This window comes from Mycobacterium sp. EPa45 (assembly GCF_001021385.1).
In the GTDB taxonomy this organism is placed as follows: Bacteria; Actinomycetota; Actinomycetes; order Mycobacteriales; family Mycobacteriaceae; genus Mycobacterium.
Window position 1 is genome coordinate 151,759 of the sequence record NZ_CP011773.1, and the last position, 20,429, is coordinate 172,187.

The 20,429-nt window shown below is 62.3% G+C and carries 19 protein-coding genes; 6 read left to right on the forward strand and 13 right to left on the reverse strand.

The window, feature by feature from the left end:
• Window positions 1-16: 16 nt before the first annotated feature.
• The 3 genes from AB431_RS00760 to AB431_RS00770 are packed head-to-tail and all read right to left on the reverse strand — an operon-like array spanning window position 17 to window position 1,895.
• Window positions 17-205 carry a ferredoxin gene (locus tag AB431_RS00760; protein WP_047332935.1) on the reverse strand — a complete coding sequence of 63 codons (189 nt, stop codon included), beginning with the start codon at window positions 203-205 and terminating at the stop codon, window positions 17-19.
• Window positions 206-247: 42 nt separating this feature from the next.
• The gene (locus tag AB431_RS00765; RefSeq protein WP_047328336.1) at window positions 248-1,072 is read right to left on the reverse strand and encodes an NAD(P)-dependent oxidoreductase; all 825 of its coding nucleotides are present in this window, start codon (window positions 1,070-1,072) and stop codon (window positions 248-250) included.
• Window positions 1,073-1,079: 7 nt separating this feature from the next.
• Window positions 1,080-1,895 carry a mycofactocin-coupled SDR family oxidoreductase gene (locus AB431_RS00770; RefSeq protein ID WP_047328337.1) on the reverse strand — a complete coding sequence of 272 codons (816 nt, stop codon included), beginning with the start codon at window positions 1,893-1,895 and terminating at the stop codon, window positions 1,080-1,082.
• 289 nt (window positions 1,896-2,184) lie between these two features.
• Between AB431_RS00770 and AB431_RS00775 the strand changes: the two genes are divergently transcribed.
• The 3 genes from AB431_RS00775 (at window position 2,185) to AB431_RS00785 (ending at window position 5,439) form a co-directional block, all read left to right on the forward strand.
• Window positions 2,185-3,225, forward strand: a complete 1,041-nt coding sequence (locus AB431_RS00775) for an LLM class F420-dependent oxidoreductase (RefSeq protein ID WP_047328338.1) — start codon at window positions 2,185-2,187, stop codon at window positions 3,223-3,225.
• Complete coding sequence (locus AB431_RS00780) at window positions 3,182-4,147, forward strand: MaoC/PaaZ C-terminal domain-containing protein (RefSeq protein ID WP_200902680.1); 966 nt, start codon at window positions 3,182-3,184, stop codon at window positions 4,145-4,147. The genes AB431_RS00775 and AB431_RS00780 overlap by 44 nt, the downstream gene beginning before the upstream one ends.
• Window positions 4,148-4,209: 62 nt before the next feature.
• Window positions 4,210-5,439 (forward strand): cytochrome P450, encoded by a 1,230-nt coding sequence (locus tag AB431_RS00785; RefSeq protein WP_052960139.1) that lies wholly within the window; start codon window positions 4,210-4,212, stop codon window positions 5,437-5,439.
• 378 nt (window positions 5,440-5,817) lie between these two features.
• Here AB431_RS00785 and AB431_RS00790 read toward each other — a convergent pair whose 3' ends face one another.
• The 8 genes from AB431_RS00790 to AB431_RS00825 all read right to left on the reverse strand — a co-directional run bounded on the left by AB431_RS00790 (window position 5,818) and on the right by AB431_RS00825 (window position 14,641).
• Window positions 5,818-6,540 (reverse strand): hypothetical protein, encoded by a 723-nt coding sequence (locus AB431_RS00790; RefSeq protein ID WP_047328339.1) that lies wholly within the window; start codon window positions 6,538-6,540, stop codon window positions 5,818-5,820.
• 170 nt (window positions 6,541-6,710) lie between these two features.
• Window positions 6,711-7,250, reverse strand: coding sequence for a hypothetical protein (locus tag AB431_RS00795; protein WP_235435794.1), 540 nt, complete (start codon window positions 7,248-7,250; stop codon window positions 6,711-6,713).
• Entirely contained in the window at window positions 7,240-8,826 is a 1,587-nt protein-coding gene (locus AB431_RS00800; RefSeq protein ID WP_047328340.1) for an MCE family protein, read from the reverse strand. Before AB431_RS00800 ends, AB431_RS00795 begins: the two co-directional genes overlap by 11 nt.
• Window positions 8,826-10,034, reverse strand: a complete 1,209-nt coding sequence (locus AB431_RS00805; protein WP_052960141.1) for an MCE family protein — start codon at window positions 10,032-10,034, stop codon at window positions 8,826-8,828. The genes AB431_RS00800 and AB431_RS00805 overlap by 1 nt, the downstream gene beginning before the upstream one ends.
• Window positions 10,031-11,365 (reverse strand): MCE family protein, encoded by a 1,335-nt coding sequence (locus AB431_RS00810; protein WP_052960142.1) that lies wholly within the window; start codon window positions 11,363-11,365, stop codon window positions 10,031-10,033. Before AB431_RS00810 ends, AB431_RS00805 begins: the two co-directional genes overlap by 4 nt.
• A complete protein-coding gene (locus AB431_RS00815) occupies window positions 11,362-12,444 on the reverse strand; it encodes an MCE family protein (RefSeq protein ID WP_047332941.1) in 1,083 nt (360 codons plus the stop codon). Before AB431_RS00815 ends, AB431_RS00810 begins: the two co-directional genes overlap by 4 nt.
• Window positions 12,444-13,418, reverse strand: a complete 975-nt coding sequence (locus AB431_RS00820; protein WP_235435795.1) for an MCE family protein — start codon at window positions 13,416-13,418, stop codon at window positions 12,444-12,446. The genes AB431_RS00815 and AB431_RS00820 overlap by 1 nt, the downstream gene beginning before the upstream one ends.
• A 38-nt stretch (window positions 13,419-13,456) precedes the next feature.
• Complete coding sequence (locus AB431_RS00825; protein WP_047328342.1) at window positions 13,457-14,641, reverse strand: MCE family protein; 1,185 nt, start codon at window positions 14,639-14,641, stop codon at window positions 13,457-13,459.
• Window positions 14,642-15,026: 385 nt separating this feature from the next.
• On the opposite strand from AB431_RS00825, the gene AB431_RS00830 reads away from it, so the two are divergent.
• The 3 genes from AB431_RS00830 to AB431_RS00840 all read left to right on the forward strand — a co-directional run bounded on the left by AB431_RS00830 (window position 15,027) and on the right by AB431_RS00840 (window position 17,933).
• Window positions 15,027-15,782, forward strand: coding sequence for an SDR family NAD(P)-dependent oxidoreductase (locus AB431_RS00830; RefSeq protein ID WP_158423495.1), 756 nt, complete (start codon window positions 15,027-15,029; stop codon window positions 15,780-15,782).
• Entirely contained in the window at window positions 15,779-16,999 is a 1,221-nt protein-coding gene (locus AB431_RS00835; RefSeq protein WP_047328344.1) for a CaiB/BaiF CoA-transferase family protein, read from the forward strand. The genes AB431_RS00830 and AB431_RS00835 overlap by 4 nt, the downstream gene beginning before the upstream one ends.
• Before the next feature lie 73 nt (window positions 17,000-17,072).
• The gene (locus AB431_RS00840) at window positions 17,073-17,933 is read left to right on the forward strand and encodes a mycofactocin-coupled SDR family oxidoreductase (protein ID WP_047328345.1); all 861 of its coding nucleotides are present in this window, start codon (window positions 17,073-17,075) and stop codon (window positions 17,931-17,933) included.
• A gap of 129 nt (window positions 17,934-18,062) precedes the next feature.
• Here AB431_RS00840 and AB431_RS00845 read toward each other — a convergent pair whose 3' ends face one another.
• Both AB431_RS00845 and AB431_RS00850 read right to left on the reverse strand, forming a co-directional pair.
• Entirely contained in the window at window positions 18,063-19,361 is a 1,299-nt protein-coding gene (locus AB431_RS00845; RefSeq protein WP_047328346.1) for an amidohydrolase family protein, read from the reverse strand.
• Window positions 19,362-19,446: 85 nt separating this feature from the next.
• The gene (locus AB431_RS00850; RefSeq protein WP_047328347.1) at window positions 19,447-20,289 is read right to left on the reverse strand and encodes an SDR family oxidoreductase; all 843 of its coding nucleotides are present in this window, start codon (window positions 20,287-20,289) and stop codon (window positions 19,447-19,449) included.
• Between the last annotated feature and the right edge of the window lie 140 nt (window positions 20,290-20,429).

A 20,429-nucleotide genomic window follows, 5' to 3' on the forward strand; every position in this document is an offset into this window, starting at 1 on the left:
CACGTCCCCGCCGGGCTCATTCGATGGTGATAGCGCCCTCAGGACAGGATGCGGCGCCGTCGATGGCATCCTGTTCCTGGCCCGGAGGAACCACTTTTTCAGTCAGTGCGTTGTAGCCCTCGTCGTCAAGTTCGTAGATCTGCGGCCCCATCGCAAAGCAGCGCGCATGGCCACTGCACTTGGTGCGGTCCACGACGATTCTCATGTCACTCCCCATCTGGCGCCGTTTGAGCGCTCTGGATTGCTGTCAGCATGACCTGCCCTTCAGATAACTGAGTGCCGCGTCGACGACGGCCGGAGGCTCCCCCACCCCGCATTCCTCGGCGACATCCAGGACGATGTCGAGGTCCTTGGCGAGCAGTCGTCGACTGTGTTGCCACATCTCCCCGAGGTCGAACCCGCACTCGGAGAGAAACGTCGCTGCATGACTGCTCCCGCTGCCAGAGGCGAGTACTCGGGCGAATTCCTTGCGGTCAACGCCTAGCCCGCGTGCGAAGTCGAACGCCTCGACCGCGATCGCGAGGTGCGCTGCAACCACCAGATTGTTAATCAGTTTGGCGGTCTGGCCGCTGCCCACCGGGCCAAGATGAAAGACATTGCCCGCGAAGCTGTCAAACACCGGGCGACACCGTTCGATCGGCGCCGACTCGCCGCCGGCCAACACCGTCACCGTCCCGGCTTCCGCCGCTTGCGCTCCACCGCTCACTGGTGCGTCGATAACGAAAACGTCGCGTTCTCGCGCGTACTTCGCGACACAGGTGACTGTTGTGGGATGCACGGTGGACTGCACGGCCACGACACCACCGGGCGCCATTCCGGCGATGACGCCACGCGGACCAAGGAGCACCTCCTTCACGTCCGCATCCGAGACGACGCAGATACCGACGACGTCGCTCACTGCGCCGAGCTCGGCGGGCGTCGACACGACATCAGCGATCGCGGCGAACGCCGCCGCGGCCTCGGATCGCCTCGCCCAAACCGTCAAGGGGAAGCCGGCGCGAGCGATCCTGCGTGCGATTGGGCCGCCCTGATTTCCCAAGCCGATGTAACCAACCCGTGTCACGGTGCCCATGACGCTGCTAACGCTTGTTCACAAGGCCCGCATCCACCGGCAACACGGAGCCGGTGACATAGCGCCCGGCGTCGGATACCAGGTAAAGGACAGCATTGGAGACATCGATCGGCTCAATCATGCTGACCGGCAAAGCGTTCGACATCGCCGCACCCTTACCAGGGTTAGCTGCATAATATTCCGGAAGCCAGTCGTTGACGATCATCGGCGTCGCGACACCGGTCGGCGCCACACAATTGACGCGGATATTGTGCGGCGCACCGTAATTGGCCAGGGAACGCATCAGCCCAATCACGCCGGTTTTGGCCGCATAATAGCCCATCAGGCCCGGCTGTTCAGATGCTGCACCGACCAATCCAGCCGCCGAGCTGGTAATCACTACCGCGCCGCCGCGCCCACGTGCGATCATCGGGGCCATCGTCATCCACACGGTGTTGTACACCCCGTTTAGATTGACGTCGACGACATCGTCGTACTCTTGGTCAGTCGGCTCGAAGGACATGGGGCAGATGCCGGCGTTTGCGATGACGATGTCAACGGGTCCAAGCTCTTTGGTTCCGGCGTCGTAGGCGCTGCGCATCTTTGCTCGGTCACGCACGTCGGCTTGAATAGCCACGATTCGGCCATTGACGTTCTCGACTTCCTTCACCGTTTGGTCGAGATCGTCCGGGGTGGACATCGGGTAAGGCACCGAATCGATCTGCGCGCAGATGTCGACCGCGATGATCGCGGCGCCCTCCTCGGCGAGGCGGACTGCGTGACTGCGGCCCTGACCGCGAGCAGCGCCGGTGATGAAGGCGACCCGCCCATCAAGAGTGCCCATAATCTCTTCCTCCTTGTGGTCGTTCAACCTTGTCGACAAGCACAGCTACCAGTTAAGCATGTGCTTAAAATGTGGGTATGCGCAAGACCGGAGTTCTTACGGGTCGTTCGGCCCGGGAGCACACAGGCGACCCGAGATCCGTTACGCGAAGGCTCGAAGCAACTAGTTACTTGACTCCAGCCTGGCTGCCTGGTTACCGTTCGGACATGACCACGGGTTCCCTGGCTCCCTCCTGGACGCGACGGGTCGGCAAGACCCGGTCCGAAGTCGGCACAGCCACACCGCCATTGTGAAACTCGGCCTTGCGCTTGGCGCTTGGGGCTCGCGCCCCCCTGTCGGAGTAGAGGCCACCGTGACCGAGGCGGAAGCACTCGGGTACCACGCCTTGTTCACCGCGGAAAACTACGGATCCGACGCCTACACGCCGCTGGCGTGGTGGGGATCAAAGACCAGCCGGATTCAGCTAGGCACCCAAATTGTTCCTCTCGGCGCGCGGACCCCGACGGCGACGGCGATGACGGCTCTCACCCTGGATCACCTCACCGGGGGACGGCACATCCTCGGTCTCGGGGTGTCCGGCCCACGCGTCGTCGAGGGCTGGTTCGGCCAACCCTTCGACAAGCCACTTGCCCGAACCCGCGAATACATAGACATAATCCGGCAGGTATTCGACCGGACCGCACCAGTGCGGAACGACGGGCTGCACTATCCGATCCCGTTCCGCGGCGCGGGGTCACTGGGACTTGGCGCGCCGCTGAAGCCGATCGTCCATCCGTTGCGCTCCGACTTGCCGATCTGGCTAGCCGCTGAGGGACCCCGCAACATCGCGTTGTGTGCGGAGATCGCCGACGGATGGATGCCGATCTTCTACTCGCCACGGATGGCGCCTACCTACCGTGCCGCCCTCAAGGAGGGCTTTGCCCGAAGCGGCGCCCGTCGCACCGCCACCGACTTCGAGATCGCGGCCAGTTGCAAGGTTGTGGTGACTGACGACCGCGACGCGGCGTTGGAATCGATGAAGCCGATGGTCGGTTTCTACATCGGCGGAATGGGTTCCAAGGAGATGAATTTCCACAAAGACCTGTTCTCGCGCATGGGTTACGAGGGACCCGCGGAACGGATACAGCAGCTCTACACCGCCGGACGTTCTGAGGAGGCATGTCGTGAGGTGACCGCCGACATGGTCGCCGACATCTCCCTTGTGGGCTCAGTCGAGCGCATTCGCGACGAGATCGAGCAGTGGGAGGAATCCGGGGTGACGATGTTGATTGTGCAGGTGGACAACGATGACCACATGCGTCAGCTGGCCGAGGTGGTGCTCGACCGGTGAGGACAGCATCTCTATCGCTTCCCTGCGGGCGCGGCCGCGCAGCGACGGGATCACCTGCATGATCCGCCCAGAAGCTGTCGGGGCTACCAGCAATCCGGTCGAGATATCCTGGACTGCAAAGGATTGCATACTCTACGCGCTCGGCGTCGGTGCGGGCGCAGACGACCCGACCGTCGAACTCGAATTCACGACCGAGAACAGCCTCGATCGGCCGCAGCAGGTGCTGCCCACCTTCGCGGTGGTTCCGAGCTTTCCGTGCTTCGCCGGCGGCGATGCGCTGGACAAGGTGGGTGATTTTGATCTTGCGATGGCTGTGCACGCACAGCAGGTCACCGAGGTGCATACGCCGATTCCGACACAGGGAACGGTCAGCACCGTGGCCACGATCGTCGGCATCTGGGACAAAGGCTCGGGTGCGCTGGTGGAAGCTGAACTGGTCTCCACCGACATCCGCACCGGCAAAACGATGTTCATCAACCGGAATTGGATCTTCATCAAGGGTGAGGGCGGCTGGGGGGGTGAGCGCGGCCCCTCGGGCAAGGCCGTGATTCCAGACCGCCCACCCGATTACACGAAGAGATACCAGACGCGACGGGACCAGGCGCTCCTCTACCGGCTCTCAGGCGATGACAATCCCCTGCACTCCGATCCAAAGTATGCGCAACGCGGCGGTCTCGATGCACCGATCCTGCACGGCCTGTGCACATTTGGCTTCAGTGGCCGAGCCTTATTGCACGCGTTCTGTAAGTCCGAGCCGGACCGATTCACCTCGATCGGCGGACGCTTCTCCGCCCCCGTCATCCCAGGCGATGAACTACGCGTGGACCTTTGGGACCTCGGCGACGGACGGGCGGCCTTCCAAACCAACAATCAGCGGGGCCAAACGGTGATCGATGCCGGGCACTTCTCATACACCGGATAAGCGACGGAAACCGTTGACCGACTGGATCTTCGGCTATTTCTCACAAGGAGGGTAGACAGCCAATGAGTAACTCGAACGTCAAGATGGACGACTACGTCAAGCAGCAGTATGCGGCCATGGCTCGCGTGTTCTCCGACCCGGTACTGGCCACGATCCACTCCAAAACGGCTCCCCAACAGACCTACATCGACCTGGCGTCGAAATGTCCGGTCCGCGACTTGGGAGAAGGCGTCTACGCCCTGTTCCGGATGGACGACATCCGCTACCTGAACCGCCATCCCGCGGTCGAGCAGGGTTTCAAATATCTCGGCAGCGACCGGCCCGCCATCCCGTTGGGGCTGGATGGGGAAGAGCACCGAAAGTACCGCAAACTGCTCGATCCGGTGTTCGCCCCCAGACAAGTAGCTCTGCTCGCCGACAAGGTGCGTATCCAAGCCCACGAGCTCATCGACGGCTTCGTCGACCGTGGTGCCGCCGACGCGTTCAACGAATGGTGCGAGCCGCTCCCCTCATTGATCTTTTTGTCGATCATGGGCCTGCCGATGGAGGATCACGCCGAGTTCCTCCGATTCAAACACCTCATCCTCAGTGATAGTCAGACCGACGTGCCCGAAGACGAACGCGTCGCCAACGTCGCCGAAGCGGTGCAGTGGATTCAGGGCTATTTCAACCGCGACCTCGACGCGCGTGAAACCGAATCTGAGCCGAGGGACGACATGATCGGCTGGCTGCTCTCTACCGAGGTCGACGGAGACCGGCTGACCCGGCCCGAAGTACTCGATATCCTGGGCATGCTTCTGCTCGCCGGTTTGGATACGATCGCATCGTCGCTGGGATGCATTCTAAGTTACTTCGCCCGCACCCCCCAGCATCGCGAGCGCCTCGTTGCCGAGCCACAACTGGTATCTACCGCCGTCGAGGAACTCATGCGTTTCGAGTCGCCGGTCACCGCGGCCTACCGACTCGTCACCGACGACGTCACGTTGCCTAGCGGGGCATCACTACCCGCCGGCTCCTGGGCGTGGGTCTCTTGGGCAGCGGCCAACCTCGACCCCGACGCTTTCCCGAATCCACTCGAAGTCGACCTCGACCGAAAACGCAATGCGCACATGAGCTTCGCCAGCGGTGCCCACCGTTGCCTGGGATCCCACCTCGCCCGGCTGGAAATGGGAGTCTCGCTGACCGCCTGGCACGAGCGCATTCCGGTATACGAGATCGAGCCTGGCGCGACCCTGCACTACTCCGGCAATCCCCGGGCACCCCGAACACTGCCCCTCGTCTGGCCGACCTAGGCAGACTGCGGAATTCTCCTTTCCCGCAACGCCCGCCAGTCAAGACCGATCCCGGACCGTCGGTCGGGCTGGGCGTCCCACCCCACTCGCACATGGGTCAGCATGGGTTGCAGTGTCTGTCGGCGCCACTGCGGGCGAGCACCGCCGCATCACGGCACCCACCGCGCGGGACATGCCGGCCGATTCGCACACAGTCGCTCAACCTCTGAGCCGGTCCTGGGTTGGGCGTACCAGCACCTGTTCAGGTCAGCGTCTCCGAAGCGCAGACTGTTCGATTCACGATCCGGCCTACTGCGCAGTTGGCCGCGGCGCTCGGCGCAGCGCATCCGAGGGGCGCTGAGATGTCGACGGATCGCAGATCGGCCGACTGATCGGCAATCACGGCCAGGCTTCCCAGTGGGTCATCGATCGCAACGGCCCCGCGAACACCGGGACAACGACTCCTGACTCCCACCGTTGCTCGATCATTGCCCGGAGTGCCGACGACGCAGCGAGCGGGTCGCTGTCGAGGTACACAACGGTGATGTACTGCCGCGAACGACTCCACATCGGTGCGGCGGGCGCCCAAGCCGCTGTGGAGCCGAACATCCATGCCCCCGCAACGCCCGCGACCCCCATCAGTTCGGGAAGGTGTTGCGTGTGAATCCAACCCAGCCATTCGTGTGAATCGGTAACGGGTTGCTCGAGAATAACCACCACCCCACGATGCGGGCGAAAGGGCACAACCTCGGGCGAAATCACCGCGGTCGGTGAGGCATGCCAATCGAGAAGGCGCAAAGCTGCGACCTGGAGGGCCGGGCGCGGATGCGGATAACGTCCCGCCTCGCTCAACCGGGCTCCGAGGTCCATAAAGTCATCGAGTGTGCGTGCGACGGGATCGGTTACCAGATAGCTGACCACATTTCCGACATTGCCGAGCGAGCCTTGGGAAACAATCCGCGCATCGAGGTAGCGCCCGTCGGCTATCCATCGTTGTCCCAGAACGATCCCCGGTAGTTGATACTGCTCCGGCATGTGGTCGAGCAGGTGCCATTTCAGATATTCGTCATCGTCGGTCCCGCCGGGGGCTGTGAGACTGAAGATCCCTGCCTTTACGTGCATGTGTTACCTCCTGCGCCACGGACTAGTCGCTTGCTACTGGGCGCCGGCCCCGCTTCCGGCAATTCATCGATGAAGACTCCGAGTCCGTCGACATACACCACAGACCTCGGGTGGGCGATGGAAGGCCACGACATGACGGCCCCCGCCGCGACTGAGCTCTGCGCTGCCCGTCACCCAGACAACGGGGTGAGGCGAAACGGCATTTCTATTGTCAGGGGAAGGTTCAAGCCACATCCACCGCTGGGACCTATGGTCTTGTCCCACCCGACGTACTTCGACCTGTCCGTCGCGTCAGTGTAAAACGAGATCCGCTGGTCGCCCGGCGTCGTCGTACCGTCGGAACATGGCTGCCAATCGGGAATTGTGCGGATGACAGCCCACAATCCGCTATTGCACACAATCGGATTCACCCATCCTTGATCGCTGACAATCCGACCGGTGCAACTCATCACGTCGTGACAGACCGAGTCGATCGTCCACACCGAAGAGACCGTCGCCTCGTCGTGGTAGACATACCGCGTCTTTGCCCACTGTCCGTCGGAGACAGCCTGATAACGACCGTTTATCGCTGAATTGCAGTAGTACTCCGCTTGGGCAGGCTGAGCAGTGATGACCGCGATCATCGTGAAAACTCCGGCCGCTAATGCGGACATCGGGAGCATCTGCGTTCTTCCCACCGACGGCGCGGCGGCCGTCGTATCAAACACCATTGAGCACCAAGTCCTTCCATGAGCGTGGATGGTGGGCCGCCAGGCTCAACTGTGTGGCGGTGCTTCCATCGGGCGCCATGTACACCCCCGTGGCAGGGTCGTACGTCGTAACTGCTACCGATGGCTCACCGGAAACGGTGCGCGCGGACGCCGGTGCAGCCGATGTCTGCGTGGAACTGGCCGGTGCCGACCCGTTCTCCGTCGGTGGGGGGGACATGGGCAACCCAGGTGGGCTCGGTGGCGCTTCAGTTGGCTGCGGCGCATTCGCCCCCGGTGGAGGTGGAGTTCCCTGTAGCGGTCCGAATAGCGGTGGATCAACGCGGGAATCGGGCAGCACGCCCTGCGCCAACAGGTTGGGGTCGAGCGGCGCCGGACCCAACGCGTGTTGTCGTTGCGCAAGCGGCTGGTAGCCCTGCTCGCTGTAGCACTCCTGCACGGTCGGGGCGCGCTTGCCCGGCGCGTTCATGCAGGGGTAGTTGCGCGCACCTCGGACCGCCAGCGGCGAATCTTGTGGAAGTTTGCAATACAGTCCGTCTGGCGTGTCGACCGTGGTGGTGTCCGCAGGTGAGCGCCACTCGCTCTGCGGCAGGTAACCGACCGTGCATCCAACCGGATCCTCCAGCTGTATCCGAAAATCTCCGGTCGGCAGTCCCGTGTAGTTCTTCGTCGGGTTCTCGGCCTGAAAATTCGCGGCAGCAGGCGGCACAAGCACCAGGAGTTGCTCAAGCCCGGGCCGATACATCACACCGACTTGACCCAGTGTCGTCAAGTTCGCGAGCAGCACCGGCAGGGTCGGTTTCACCTGATTCAACAGGCGGCTGACCTGATCGGTGAACCCGGGCCCCTGATCAAGGATGGATCGGATCTGCGGGTCATTGTCAACGATCTGACCGGTGACCCCGGCAAGGCTGTGGGTCCATGTCGTGATCGAGTCCGCCGTCTGCGCTTGCCCATCGAGGAAGATGGACATGTCCTCGACCAACGCTGAACCCTTGTCGGCGAGGGAGTTCAGATCGCCGGTGATCTTGTGCCCTGAGTCGATCAGCGAACCCAGGTCGTAACCTGTGCCGTCGAAGGCGGTGAATGACTCGTCCAAGAGCGAATGGAATTGATCTTTGGGAATGCTTTGGACAAGGTTGTTCACCTGGTCCAGCATCGGTCCGGTTTGGACCGGCAGCACGACGTCGCGCTCCGGAATTGTTGCACCGTCGGCCAGGAACGGGGGGTTCTCGTTCTTGGGCTGCAAGTCGACGTACTGCTCGCCCACCGCCGACATCGAACGCACATGCACGGTCAACGCTGTCGGAATCTGAATCGATCGCGGCAGAGACAGTGTCGCGACCGCGCCGTCGTCGGTCGCCGACACATTCGTGACCGTACCGATTTGTATGCCCCGGTAAGTGACGTTTCCCATCCGGTAAAGTCCGGCCGCACGGGGCATTTCGACCTTCACCGTCAAGTGGCCAATGCCTACCAGCGTGGGAACGCGCATGTATACGAACAACATCACCAGAACGCCCACGATCGACGCGATGGTGAAGATGATCAACTGGATTCTGACCAAGCGGGTGAACATCAACCACCACCGCTCGTGGCCGCCGGGGGCGGTGCCGGCGTACTCGCCTCAGGCGGCTGTGTGCCTTCACCCGGCGGTACCGCAGCGGGAATCGGTGGCGGGGTAACGCCCACGCCCAGAGGGTTTTTGGTGTAGTAGGCGTCGTAACCCGGGTCACCCGGAGCGGGTACCAGATCGAGGTTCTCGTTGCCCCACCTGGTTCCGAGGAATAGCGATCGTTTGAATCTGTTCACTGTCAGATCGGCGACCACGAAAAGGTTCAGGTAGTCGCCCCTGATGGCGCGGTCGATTGTGTTCTGGCCCAACGGGAAAACGGTGGCGTACGCTAGCGCCGTATCCAGGTCGGGGCCCACGTCAGCCAGGGCGCGAAGTGTGGGTTCCAGGTTTTTCAAGTTCTCGACCAGATCGCCCTGGATCGCATTGACCAGGGTTGACGTCGCGTTGCTGAATACACGTAGCTTGTCTAGCGCCGTGGTGAACCGAGGACGTTCCTTGAGAAGAACATCGAGCGCAGGTGGAAGGGCTTTGAGGGCTTGCTCGACGGAATGCCGCTGGTCTGCGAAGACCGACGCGATTCGATCCATCTGGTGAATCGTCTCGACAATGTCTTGACGTTGGCCGTCAAAGACTGCCATGAGATCGTTCAGCCGGTTGAGGAGATCCCGCAGTTGGGGTCCCCTGCCCGCTAACGCGATGTTCAGATTGTGGATCACATCGCCGATCTGGCCGAGTCCGCCTGTTGTCACCACCGCCGCCACCGACGCCAGCGTTTGCTCGGTGGAGGGGTAGGTGGAGGAGATCGAGAGCGGTATCGTTGCACCCCGCTCGAGCCGTCCCTGCGGCGCTTCACCAACTGGGGGGTCAAGCGCAAGATGCATTGACCCGAGCAAACTCGTCTGTCCGACGCTGGCACGTGCGTTGGCCGGCACAACGACGTCCGGGCGCACGGAAATGCTCACTTCCGCCTGGCGGTTGCGCACCCGCATCGAGGTGACGCTGCCGACCACAACGTCATCGAGCATCACGGGCGAGTTCGGCTCCAAAGTGCCGACATTGCGCAGTTCCACGACGTAGCGCACCGCCCCGGAGCCACGGCCGACCGCCCCCGGCAGGGGTAACGAGTTCAGTCCCTGGAACCCGCAGGAGCTCACGATCACACAGAGCAGCAGCAGCGCACAGGCTCGCGAGATCCACCGGGCCGGCGTCATCGTGCCCCCTGCTCTGCCGGCAACGCGGCAGGCGGATTGTTAGCGTCGGTTGATGGGGCTGACGGCCCGGGCATCAACATTTCCGGCAGTGAATGGGGCATGTCGACCGAAGCGGCGACGGGAGGTGCGCTGGCGGGAAGGTCGGTGGGCGAAGCCTGCTGCGCCCCCGGCATCAGCTTCGGATCGGTATAGATCAATTGGTCCGGGGCGGGAGTCTTCGCCAGGAAGGGATTCACCGGGATAGGTATCGCGTTGAAGTTCATCGTCCTGAGGGCCGGCCCGAGGTATTGCGCGCAGAGTTTGGCGGTCTCAGGAGCGGTCACGTTTCCCATGGCACCGATCGACCCGCACAGAAATTGAACGGGATTCGCGAGGTTGGCCAGCGTGAACACCCCGGTCGCGGTGCCCAGCTGGGGATCGAACATGTTGTAGGTGTTGGCAATTGCGTTGGGAGCCACGTGCAAAACCTGCTCCACGTCCATCCGCTTGTCGACCAGGATCTGTGTCACCGATGCCAGGCGTTTGATCTGCTCGTCGGCTCTGTCGCGGGTGTCGGCGACGAATTCCTGCACTGTCACCACTGCTTCAGACAGGTTTTTCAACGCGGCGTCCAGATTCGACTTGCTGCCGTCAAGCACACTCGTGAGCGTCGCCAGTCGATCCTGAAACTGCATGACCTGCTGATTGCTTTGACTCAAGGCGCCGATGAACTTCTGCAAGTTCGTGATCACATCGACGATGTTGCCGCCCTTGGCCGCGAGTAGTCTCCCGAGAGAGGACAACTGAGTCAAAGTGTCGTGCAGCGCGGCGCCTTTGCCATCCATCGCCGAAGCGCTGCTATCGATGAACCGGGCCAACGACGAGCTCGGCGCGCCGTCTTTAGGCGCGAGTTCTGTTGCGAGACGGTTCAACTGCTCCTTGACCTGATCCCATTCCACCGGCACTGCTGTCCGCTCGATTGGTATGGACGCACCGTCGGCTATCACACCCACCCCTGGTGACGGTTTGGCCGCGAGTTGCACGTATCGAGCCGAAACCAGATTTTGTGCCACGATGACTGCCCTGGCATCGGCCGGAACCGGCACGTCGCGCTGCAGGCTCAGGGTCAGTTTGGCGCGGGCCCCCTCGGGCTGGGTGTCCAGCACCGTGCCGACCTTGACTCCTGCGACCCGAACCTCGTCACCGGTGTAAATCCCCACCGCTGAAGCGAAGTACGCCGTGATCGTCTTGGGTTTCTCGCGTTCCTGACGCACCAGCCACAAACCTGCTATCACCATCGACGCGAGGACAACGAACGTCAGGCTGCGTGTGATCCGTTTTCGCTGGGTCATCGCGGTGCCTGCGGTATCCCGTTGCGCGGGAGGGGAAGTTCGGCACGAGGACCGGCATTATCGGGTGGTTGGCCGGCGTCGGTACCCCGGCGCAATCCGAATGCATAGTCGAAGAATGGCTGGGTGAGTGCGCCCAAGGCGAGATTGGGAACGAAGGCCATGTAGTAGTGGCCGCTCGAGACGGTTTCACCGAGCGTGATCATGTATTTCGACAGCCGCGGCAGCGCCACGTCGATAGCGTCTCGGTTGGCTTCGAGCATACGCAGCACCGAGTTCAACTTGTCCAGGGCCGGCCCCAATTTCTCTCGGTTGTCGTGGACGAGTCCTGTGAGTTGCTGTGCGACGGCCGAGGTGTTGGCCAGCAGTTGGACAATTGCTTCACGGCGCGATACCAGAACCCCCAACAGTTCATTGGCGTCGAGTATCAGTGTGTTCACTTGGTCGGTGCGTTGGGCCAGCACCCCCGTCACATCTGAGGCACTCGTCAGCAGATCGTCAAGGGCCCGGTCCCGTTCATTGATCGTCTGCGATAACCGAGTCAAACCCTCAAATGTCGGTTTGAGTTGCGGTGCAACGTTATCGATCGTCGTGGCCAGTGTGTCCAAGGCACGATTCAGTGCGTCCGTATCGGTACCTGCGGTGTTTGTGGTCAACTCGTCGACCGCCTGCGTGAGTGAATACGGTGAGGACGTACGTGTCATAGGAATTACCTGTTGAGTGTCCATCACTCCCCGACCGGCCGGCTCGATTTTCAATACCCGCTGCCCGAGCAGAGTGCCCGTGGTGATGTGGGCTGTGGTTTCGGAACCAAGTGGGAGGCGTCTTTCCACGGTGAACGACACCAGTGCGTCGAGCCCCTGCAAGCTGACCTTTGTCACGGTTCCCACTTTGACACCGGAGATTCTGACATCGTTTCCGGTAGTCAGGCCGGCGGCATCGGCGAACAGCGCACGATACTGCGCAGCGGTGGCCAGAGAGATCAATCGCTCAGGGGCAAGGCCGACGGCAATGATCAGCAGACACAGGACTACCCCGATGATCCCCACCCGAATGAGTTTGGGTTGACGGTACTTCAACATCAGGGCTCGGTACACCTTCCTGTATCTTGCTGGAACCACGGGAACACGGCGGTGCGTCCCTGCAGATCGGTGACTCGCACACTGACTCCGCATATGTAGTAGTTGACGAAGCTGCCGTACGACCCGATCCGTATCAGTTTCCGGTAGTTCTCCGGCGCCTTCTGAATAGCGGTCTGTAGGCGATCTTTTTGGCCATCCAGAATCGGGGCCAGCCGACTGAGCTCATTGACCGTGCCGGCCAGCGGTGGCCGCGCGGTATTCAAAAGGTCGGCCACCGTCGCTGTGCCGTGATCCAGGGCGTCGATAGCGTCGGCGATCGGATCCTTCTGGTTGGTGAGTTCGGTAACGAGCCGTTGCATCCGATCCAGAGTCGCCGAGAATTCATCCCCGCGGGCCGCCACCGTTGATAAGCCGTCTCGTAAGCGCTCGATGACGGCCTGAACAGTCTGACCATTGTCTGCCAACGTGTTCGAGAATGAAGCGACTCTGGCCATCAGGGACGCGGTCGAGGCGCCCTGATCCTGAAAGATATCCAGCAGCGACGCCGTCAACGCATTCACGTCTTGTGGATTCAGGCCTCGGATCACGGGCTTGAGTCCGCCAAGGAGCAGGTCGAGGTCCAGCGCGGGAACGGTCCGTTGTTTCGGAATTTGGCTGCCGGCGGGTAGCAGGCGCGTCGAACCGGGTTCGTCGACGATCTCGAGGTAACGGTCCCCCACAAGGTTTAAGTACCGCACAGCAAGTCGGGTGCCCTGGGTCAGGGCTACATCACGATCTGCGTCGAAGGACACGATGACATCGGTGTTCTGTTGAAGCGACACAGACCGTACGGTCCCGATCCGGATGCCGGCGAACCGCACCGAATCACCCGACTTCAGGTCGGAAACGTCGGAGAAGACCGCCGAATACTCGTTGACAGTACCGCCACGTTCTTGCCCGAACACCATGAACAAGAACGCCGTTGCCACCGTCATCGTGGCGACGAAAGCGAAGACCTTGACGGCCGCACTCCTCATCCTGGGTGCCCGATCTCGAGGGTGTTTCGCGGCGGCCCGTCGATCGGGCCGAACAGGAGCTGTTTGAGGCCATCGGAATTCAGTAGCAGACCCTGGTTTCCGTACTTCCACGGATTGGTACCCACGTCGGCTACCACGTACGGTGGATGCACGCCGAAGGGGATGAGGGGAAGCCCGACACATTGAGGGCCACCGGTCGCGGCGACTTTGGGAAGGTCTCCCGGAAAGCGGAAGCGCTCCATGCCGAAAGTGAATCCGGCGAGCACCATGGCCCCCGGCACCGGGAACGGATCGCTATGGGCCATCACGTTCAAGCCGCCCCCCAGGCAGGTCAGCGCCTCGTGGTATTGATTTGTCAGGGAAGTCGTCGAAACCAGCAGGCGCAAGACCTCGGTGAGGGCGTCGGCGTTTTCGGTAACAACCTGGGTTCCGAGGTCCGACAGCCCGATCAGACCGACCAGCAGCGAGTCCAGCTCCGTCTGCTTGTCAACAATGCTTCCGCTGATCCGCGTCGCATTGTCCACCGAAGCAAAGATGTCGCCTGCGGCGTCTGCGTAGGTGCGTAACACCGATGGCGCCGTCGCGATGTCGTGGCGCAATGCCGGGATGCTCGGCTGGATGCGAGTCAAGAACTCGTCCAGGGCGGTCACCGACTCACCAAGTGTTGCGCCACGACCATTCAGTGCCGACGACAACGCCCCCAGAGTTTCGTTCAGCTTCGCCGGGTCGATTGCAGACAACACCGACGTGAGGCGTTGAAAGACCGTGTTCACTTCGACCACGACGTGGCTAGCTGCCAACGTCTGGCCAGACCTCAGCCGTTGGGCCGATGGCCGCTCCGGCACGATGAAATCAACCGATTTCGCACCAAAGACAGTGCTTGAAGTGATCTCCACCCCGACGTCTGCGGGGATGTGTCGCAGCTGATCCGGTGCGATAGCAAGCCGAATGACCGCCTGCCCGTCGGAACGGTCGTCGATCGACGAGACGCTTCCCACCTGCACTTCGTGCAGCTTCACCTTCGCGCCGGGATTGAGAACCAGTCCAGCCCGCGGCGCTAGAACAATGATGGGATCCGAGGCGACGAAGTCACCACGGAACGCTGCGGCAGCCAAGCCGACAACGCCGAATAGGCCTGCGACGGTGAGCAATCCGACGAGCGGGCGCAGCAGAATTCTCACCGATCCAACCCGGACCTCGCGCTGGTGGCGGCGACGATTCGTGCGCGATTGGCCAAGCCGGGCATTCGATTCCTCTCCGTTTAACCGGGGCTACCCGTGCCGAGAGTTTAAGCATGCGCTTAACAGGAAGGGAAGGTTTTCAGCGAACTCTCTCAAGGGATTCAGGCCCCCACCGGCCGGCGGCGAAACATTGACGTTGGCGCGCATCATGTGTTAAGCACGTGCTTAACATGGCCGTCTTGGGAACGACCCGCGGGGGAGAGACGCCGTTGCCGCCAGAGTCGCCCAAGTCAATCCAGGTGAGCGAAAGCGCCTTATCGTGTGAGGAAATCTAATGACAAACGTCCATGCGGAGCCTGTCGCTGCGGCGGATGATCCGCGCACGGTGATCGTGACGGGTGCGTCTTCAGGAATCGGTCGAGCCACCGCCGAGCGCCTGGCGCTCGCCGGCCATGCGGTCGCGATGGGGGCACGGCGAGTTGAAGACTGTGAGGTGCTGGCAAAACAACTGCGTGGGCAGGGCGCGCGGGTATGCGCGCTCCCGCTCGACGTCGCTGATGGCGATTCGATCGCCACATTCGTTGACGCAGTGCAGAACCACCTTGGCCCCGTCGACGCCCTGGTTTCCAACGCGGGACAGTCCAAACCCCTGGCCGCGATCTCCTCCGACGCCCACGCCCTGATGAACACGATCGGCGTGAATTTCCTTGGTGCGCAGGCGATCACCGCTGCGTTGGCGCCGGCGATGGTGGACCGGGGTCGTGGTGACCTGATTTTCGTCAGCTCGGAGACCGTGGGCGGCCCGCCACGTCCCTACATGGCGGCCTACTCCGCATCGAAGCACGCGCTGGAAGCGTGGGTTTCTGTCCTGCACGGGGAACTGGAAGGCACCGGCGTTCGTGCTTCCGTTGTCCGACCGGGCCACACCGTGACGGGTTATTCCGAGGGGTGGACGGAGGCCGACATCGCACCGATGATCGAATCGTGGTCTCGCTTCGGTGTGCTGCGGCACATGTCGATGCTGCAGCCCGACGATGTCGCCAGGGTGCTGCAAACCATGTTGGAATTTCCTCCGTCCGTCCATCTGCGCCTGGTCGAGGTCCAACCGACGGTGCCGCGCGCTGATGAGAGTGCCGAATGAGCGTCAATGACGTGCTGGCCGGCGTTCGTGTGCTCGAAGTCGCGGCGTGGACGTTCGTGCCTTCCGCCGGCGCGGTGCTCGCGGAGTGGGGCGCCGAAGTCATCAAGGTCGAGCCGCGGGACGGCGGAGACCCGCAGCGCGGGCTCGTCTCGATGGGCCTGGTACCGGCGGGCGCCGGCGGCGTCAACTACATGATCGAGATGCCTAACCGGGGTAAGAAATCAATCGGTGTGGACCTGCGGAACCCCGACGGGCAGCAGGTCGTGCACGAACTCGCCAAGACCTGCGATGTCTTCCTCACCAGCTACCTGCCGAGTCGACGCACCAGTTTTGCCATTGACGTCGCCGATATCCGAGCCGCGAACCCCGACATCGTCTACGTGCGGGGCTCCGGCTATGGACCGCTCGGTGAAGACCGTGATCGGCCAGGGTTCGACGGTGTTTCGTACTGGGCACGCGGGGGAATCGGGATGGCGCTCACTGGTCCCGACAGTGACCTGGTCTTGCCGCGCGCCGCGTTCGGCGACCTCCTCGGCGGCATGACCATCGCCGGCGGCATCGCCGCCGCGTTGTACAAGAGAAAGGCCACGGGGCAGACGTCGATTGTCGACGTGTCGCTGCTGGCACTCGCGGCGTACAACATCACCCCCGATATCACGACAAGTTATCTCTACGCGGACGACCCGATCCCCACCTTCGGTCATGCGGATGCCCCCAATCCACTCGCAGGCAACTACCGCACCCAGGACGGCCGGTACGTCAATCTGATGATGTTGCAAGCCGACCGCTTCTACGCCGAGTTCATGACACTGATCGGCCTGACCGATCTCATCGACGACGTCCGTTTCAGCGACGGGGCGGCACGCTTTGCCAACCGCGTGGAACTGATCGCACTCCTCGACGACGTGTTTGCCGCCAAGACGCTGTCGGAATGGCGCGCAGTGCTCGCGCCGTTGTCCGGCGCATGGGGACCTGTCCAGTCACCGAGCGAGCTGCCCGAGGACGCGGCTGTCGTCGCCAACGGGTACATCCCGACCATGACGACGATGAGCGGTGCGCCCTACCGCATGCCCGTTAATCCTGTTCAGTTCGACGAGGAACACGTCGTCCCTGACGGTGCGCCCGAACACGGCCAGCACACCGAGGAGGTGCTGCTCGAGGCCGGGATCGACTGGGAACGCATTGAACATTACAAATCAACGGGCGCCATTCTCTGACCGAGTCCGCGACCGCTGCGACGGCGGTAAGCCTTCAAAGGCGCCGAGAGCCTGATGCGTTGGGAGACTGAACATGACCAGACTCGAGGGAAAGGTCGCGTTCGTGACGGGCGCGGCCCGAGGCCAAGGACGCGCTCACGCAGTGCGGCTGGCCGAGGAAGGCGCCCACATCATCGCGATCGACCTGTGCTCGGAAATCCCCTCCCTGCGTTATGAAATGCCGGGAAGCCACGATCTGCAGGAAACCGTGCGCCTTGTTGAGAAGACCGGACGTCGCATCATCGCAACCCAAGTCGATGTCCGAGATGCCGACGCCCTGCGAAACGCCGTCGCGGCGGGCGTTGGTGAATTTGGTGGCCTGCACATCGTGGTCGCCAATGCGGGAGTGCTTGGCCTCGCCGGCAATCCTCCGCTCGACGCCTGGGCTGATGTGCTGGACATCAATCTCACCGGGGCGCTGAACACCATTCACGCCACGCTCACGTTTTTGGAACCGGGCGCTTCCATCATCGCCATCGGATCCTTGTCGGCGCTCGTTGCGTCGATGAACAACAACAGCCCAGGCGTAGACCTGGGCCATAGTGCCTACATTCTGGCCAAACGTCTTCTTGCCCAATATGTTCACGAGCTAGCGCGTCAGCTCGCTCCGCGAAGCATCCGCGTCAACATCGTGCATCCCACAAATTGTGATACTCCAATGCTGCAGAACGACACCATGTATCGGGCCTTTCGCCCCGACCTCAACCACCCCACCCGTGACGACGCCGAGCCGATGTTCAACGTTTTGCACGCAATGCCGGTGCCGCACGTCGCGCCGGCCGACGTCAGCAGCGCGGTGGCTTACTTGGCGTCGGACGAAGCCCGGTTCGTCACCGGTATGCAACTGCGGATCGACGCCGGTGGCTATGTCAAAGCCAACGACTACACCGTCTGAACGTCCGCACAACCATCAGACCCGCAAGCCAGTGTGAGCCGGGCCCGTGCGATGTCCGAGTTGTCTGCCCGCGCCGTTCACGTGCGCCGGGGCGTTACCCGCACGCACGTGAACGGAACCAAGGTTGATTCAGTCATCACCAACACCGGAAGCCGCTTTGGCCTTGGCTTGTAGTTCAGCAAAACTCACCGTGGCTTTCTCGCGGCGGGAGAGCGCCTGGATGGAAACATCGTGGTCTTCGGCAGCCTTGCGCAGCGCGCCGATGGTGGCCTGCTCCTTGGAGATGTGAGTGAATGGGTCCCAGTGGTACCAGCGCATCGCGTTCTGGTAGGTCATCTTGTTGATCTCGTCATCGGGCACCTTGTGCTCGGTCAGCACCTCATCCAGCTGTTCGGGAGCGCCAGGCCACATCGAGTCGCTGTGCGGGTAGTCGGCTTCCCAACAGATGTTGTCAAGTCCGATATCGCGCCGCATCGCCACACCGACTGGATCGGCGATGAAGCAGGTCAGGAAGTGATCGCGGAACACCTCCGAGGGTTTCTTGCCCTTGAAGTCCTGCCCGGTCCAGGTCGAGTGCATCTCGTAGGTGCGATCCAGGCGTTCGAGAAAGTACGGGATCCACCCGGTGCCGCCCTCACTCAGGGCGATCTTGAGGTCGGGGTACTCCTTGATCGGCCGTGACCACAACAGATCGGCGGCGGCTTGGACGATGTTCATCGGCTGCAGGGTGATCATCACGTCGACAGGCGCGTCGGGCGCGGTGATCGCCATCCGACCCGAGGACCCGATGTGCACGTTGAGCACGGTGTCGGTGTCGACCAGGGCGTCCCACATCGGCTTCCAGTGATCGAAGTCGTGGAAGCTGGGATAGCCCATGGCGGCGGGGTTTTCGGAGAACGTCAGCGAATGCACGCCGCGGGCGGCGTTGCGGCGGATCTCGGCGGCACACGCGACCGGGTCCCAGATCACCGGCAGCGTCATCGGGATGAACCGGGCCGGATAGGCCCCGCACCATTCCTCGACATGCCAGTCGTTGTAGGCCTGCACCAACGCCAGGGAGAACTCCGGATCCTCGGTGGCGAACAGCCGGCCGGCGAACCCCGGGAACGACGGGAAGCACATCGATCCCAGGATGCCCCCGGCGTTCATGTCCTTCACCCGCTCATCGACGTTGTAGCAGCCGGGCCGGATCTCATCGAGACCCTGCGGCTCCAGCCCGTACTCCTCCTTCGGCCGGCCGGCGACCGCGTTGAGCGCGACGTTCGGGATAACGATGTCGCGGAACTGCCACGTATCCGAGCCGTCGGGATTGTGAACCAGACGAGGCGCATCGTGTTGATACTTTTTGGGCAGGTGGTTGGCGAACATGTCGGGCGGCTCGACAATATGGTCGTCCACGCTGATCAGGATCATGTCGTTCTTGTTCATCGGAGGTCCTTTCGAGTCTGGGTCACCGGTCCATCACCTGGTCCGCAGGAAAAGCGGATGTGGGACGGCTGCGTGGGCGGAATCGTCACAGTTCCATGTGCATCAGGAAGTCGACGATCGGCTTGCCGGGAGCGAAAGCGCCTGCCCGCGAGGACATCACATGTCCGTGATCGACGAGGACGTTTACTCCGCTGATCGCAGAGGCAGCTGCACTGTTGAGGAAGACCATCACGTCGGCCATCTGCTCAGGGGTGTGGATATCGAGCCCAGTGTCCTGGCGATAATCCTCCCCAAAGCTCAGCCATAGGTCTGCGTTGGCCTGGCTGAGCGGCGTGTCAGTCGGGCCAGGACAGATGGCATTGATCCGGATCCCCTCCTTGATGAAGGGGTATGCCTGCGCAGCCACGTAAGTGTTCAATGCCTGCTTGCTGAACGGGTAGCTGTTGATGCTTCCCGTGTCGTTGTCATGTTCGGAAATCCACTTGACCGCAGTCTCAAAGCTCGGTGTGGCCAAGAAATCGTTGAGGCGTTCGAGGTCACTCTCCCAACCGATTCCGCCGACCGACGAGATGAAACAGATTGCGGCGCCGCGGTTGAACGAGCCACGCTCGCGCAGACGATCGATGAGATGTCGATGACCGATGAAGTTGATTTTCATGACGTCTGGGCCATCGGCGACACCGGCGGCCGCGAACAGTGCATCGACCGGTCGTTCGAGCGCCGCCACGGCGGCATCGATCGATTCTGGATCACGCAGATCCACCCGCCCCGTGTGGTGAACCTCGAAACCCACGGGGGCATGGTCCAGCACCGTGACTTCGGCGCCGAGTTCTGCGGCGGCTTTGGCCGCGGCCGCCCCCATCCCTGTCGCCCCCCCGACGACCAGCGCATGCTTGCCGTCGTAGCGGAACTTCTCGGCTGTCGCCATATGTTTCCCACTTCCTATGTTGTCGAGACAGCTATGTCCTTGTGTCGAGAGAGCGACGAGCGTCGCAGAGTTTCCCGGCCCCGCGGGTCGATGGGCGCCTCCAACCCGCAGAGTGGGCGGTCGAACTCCACTGTGGCGCC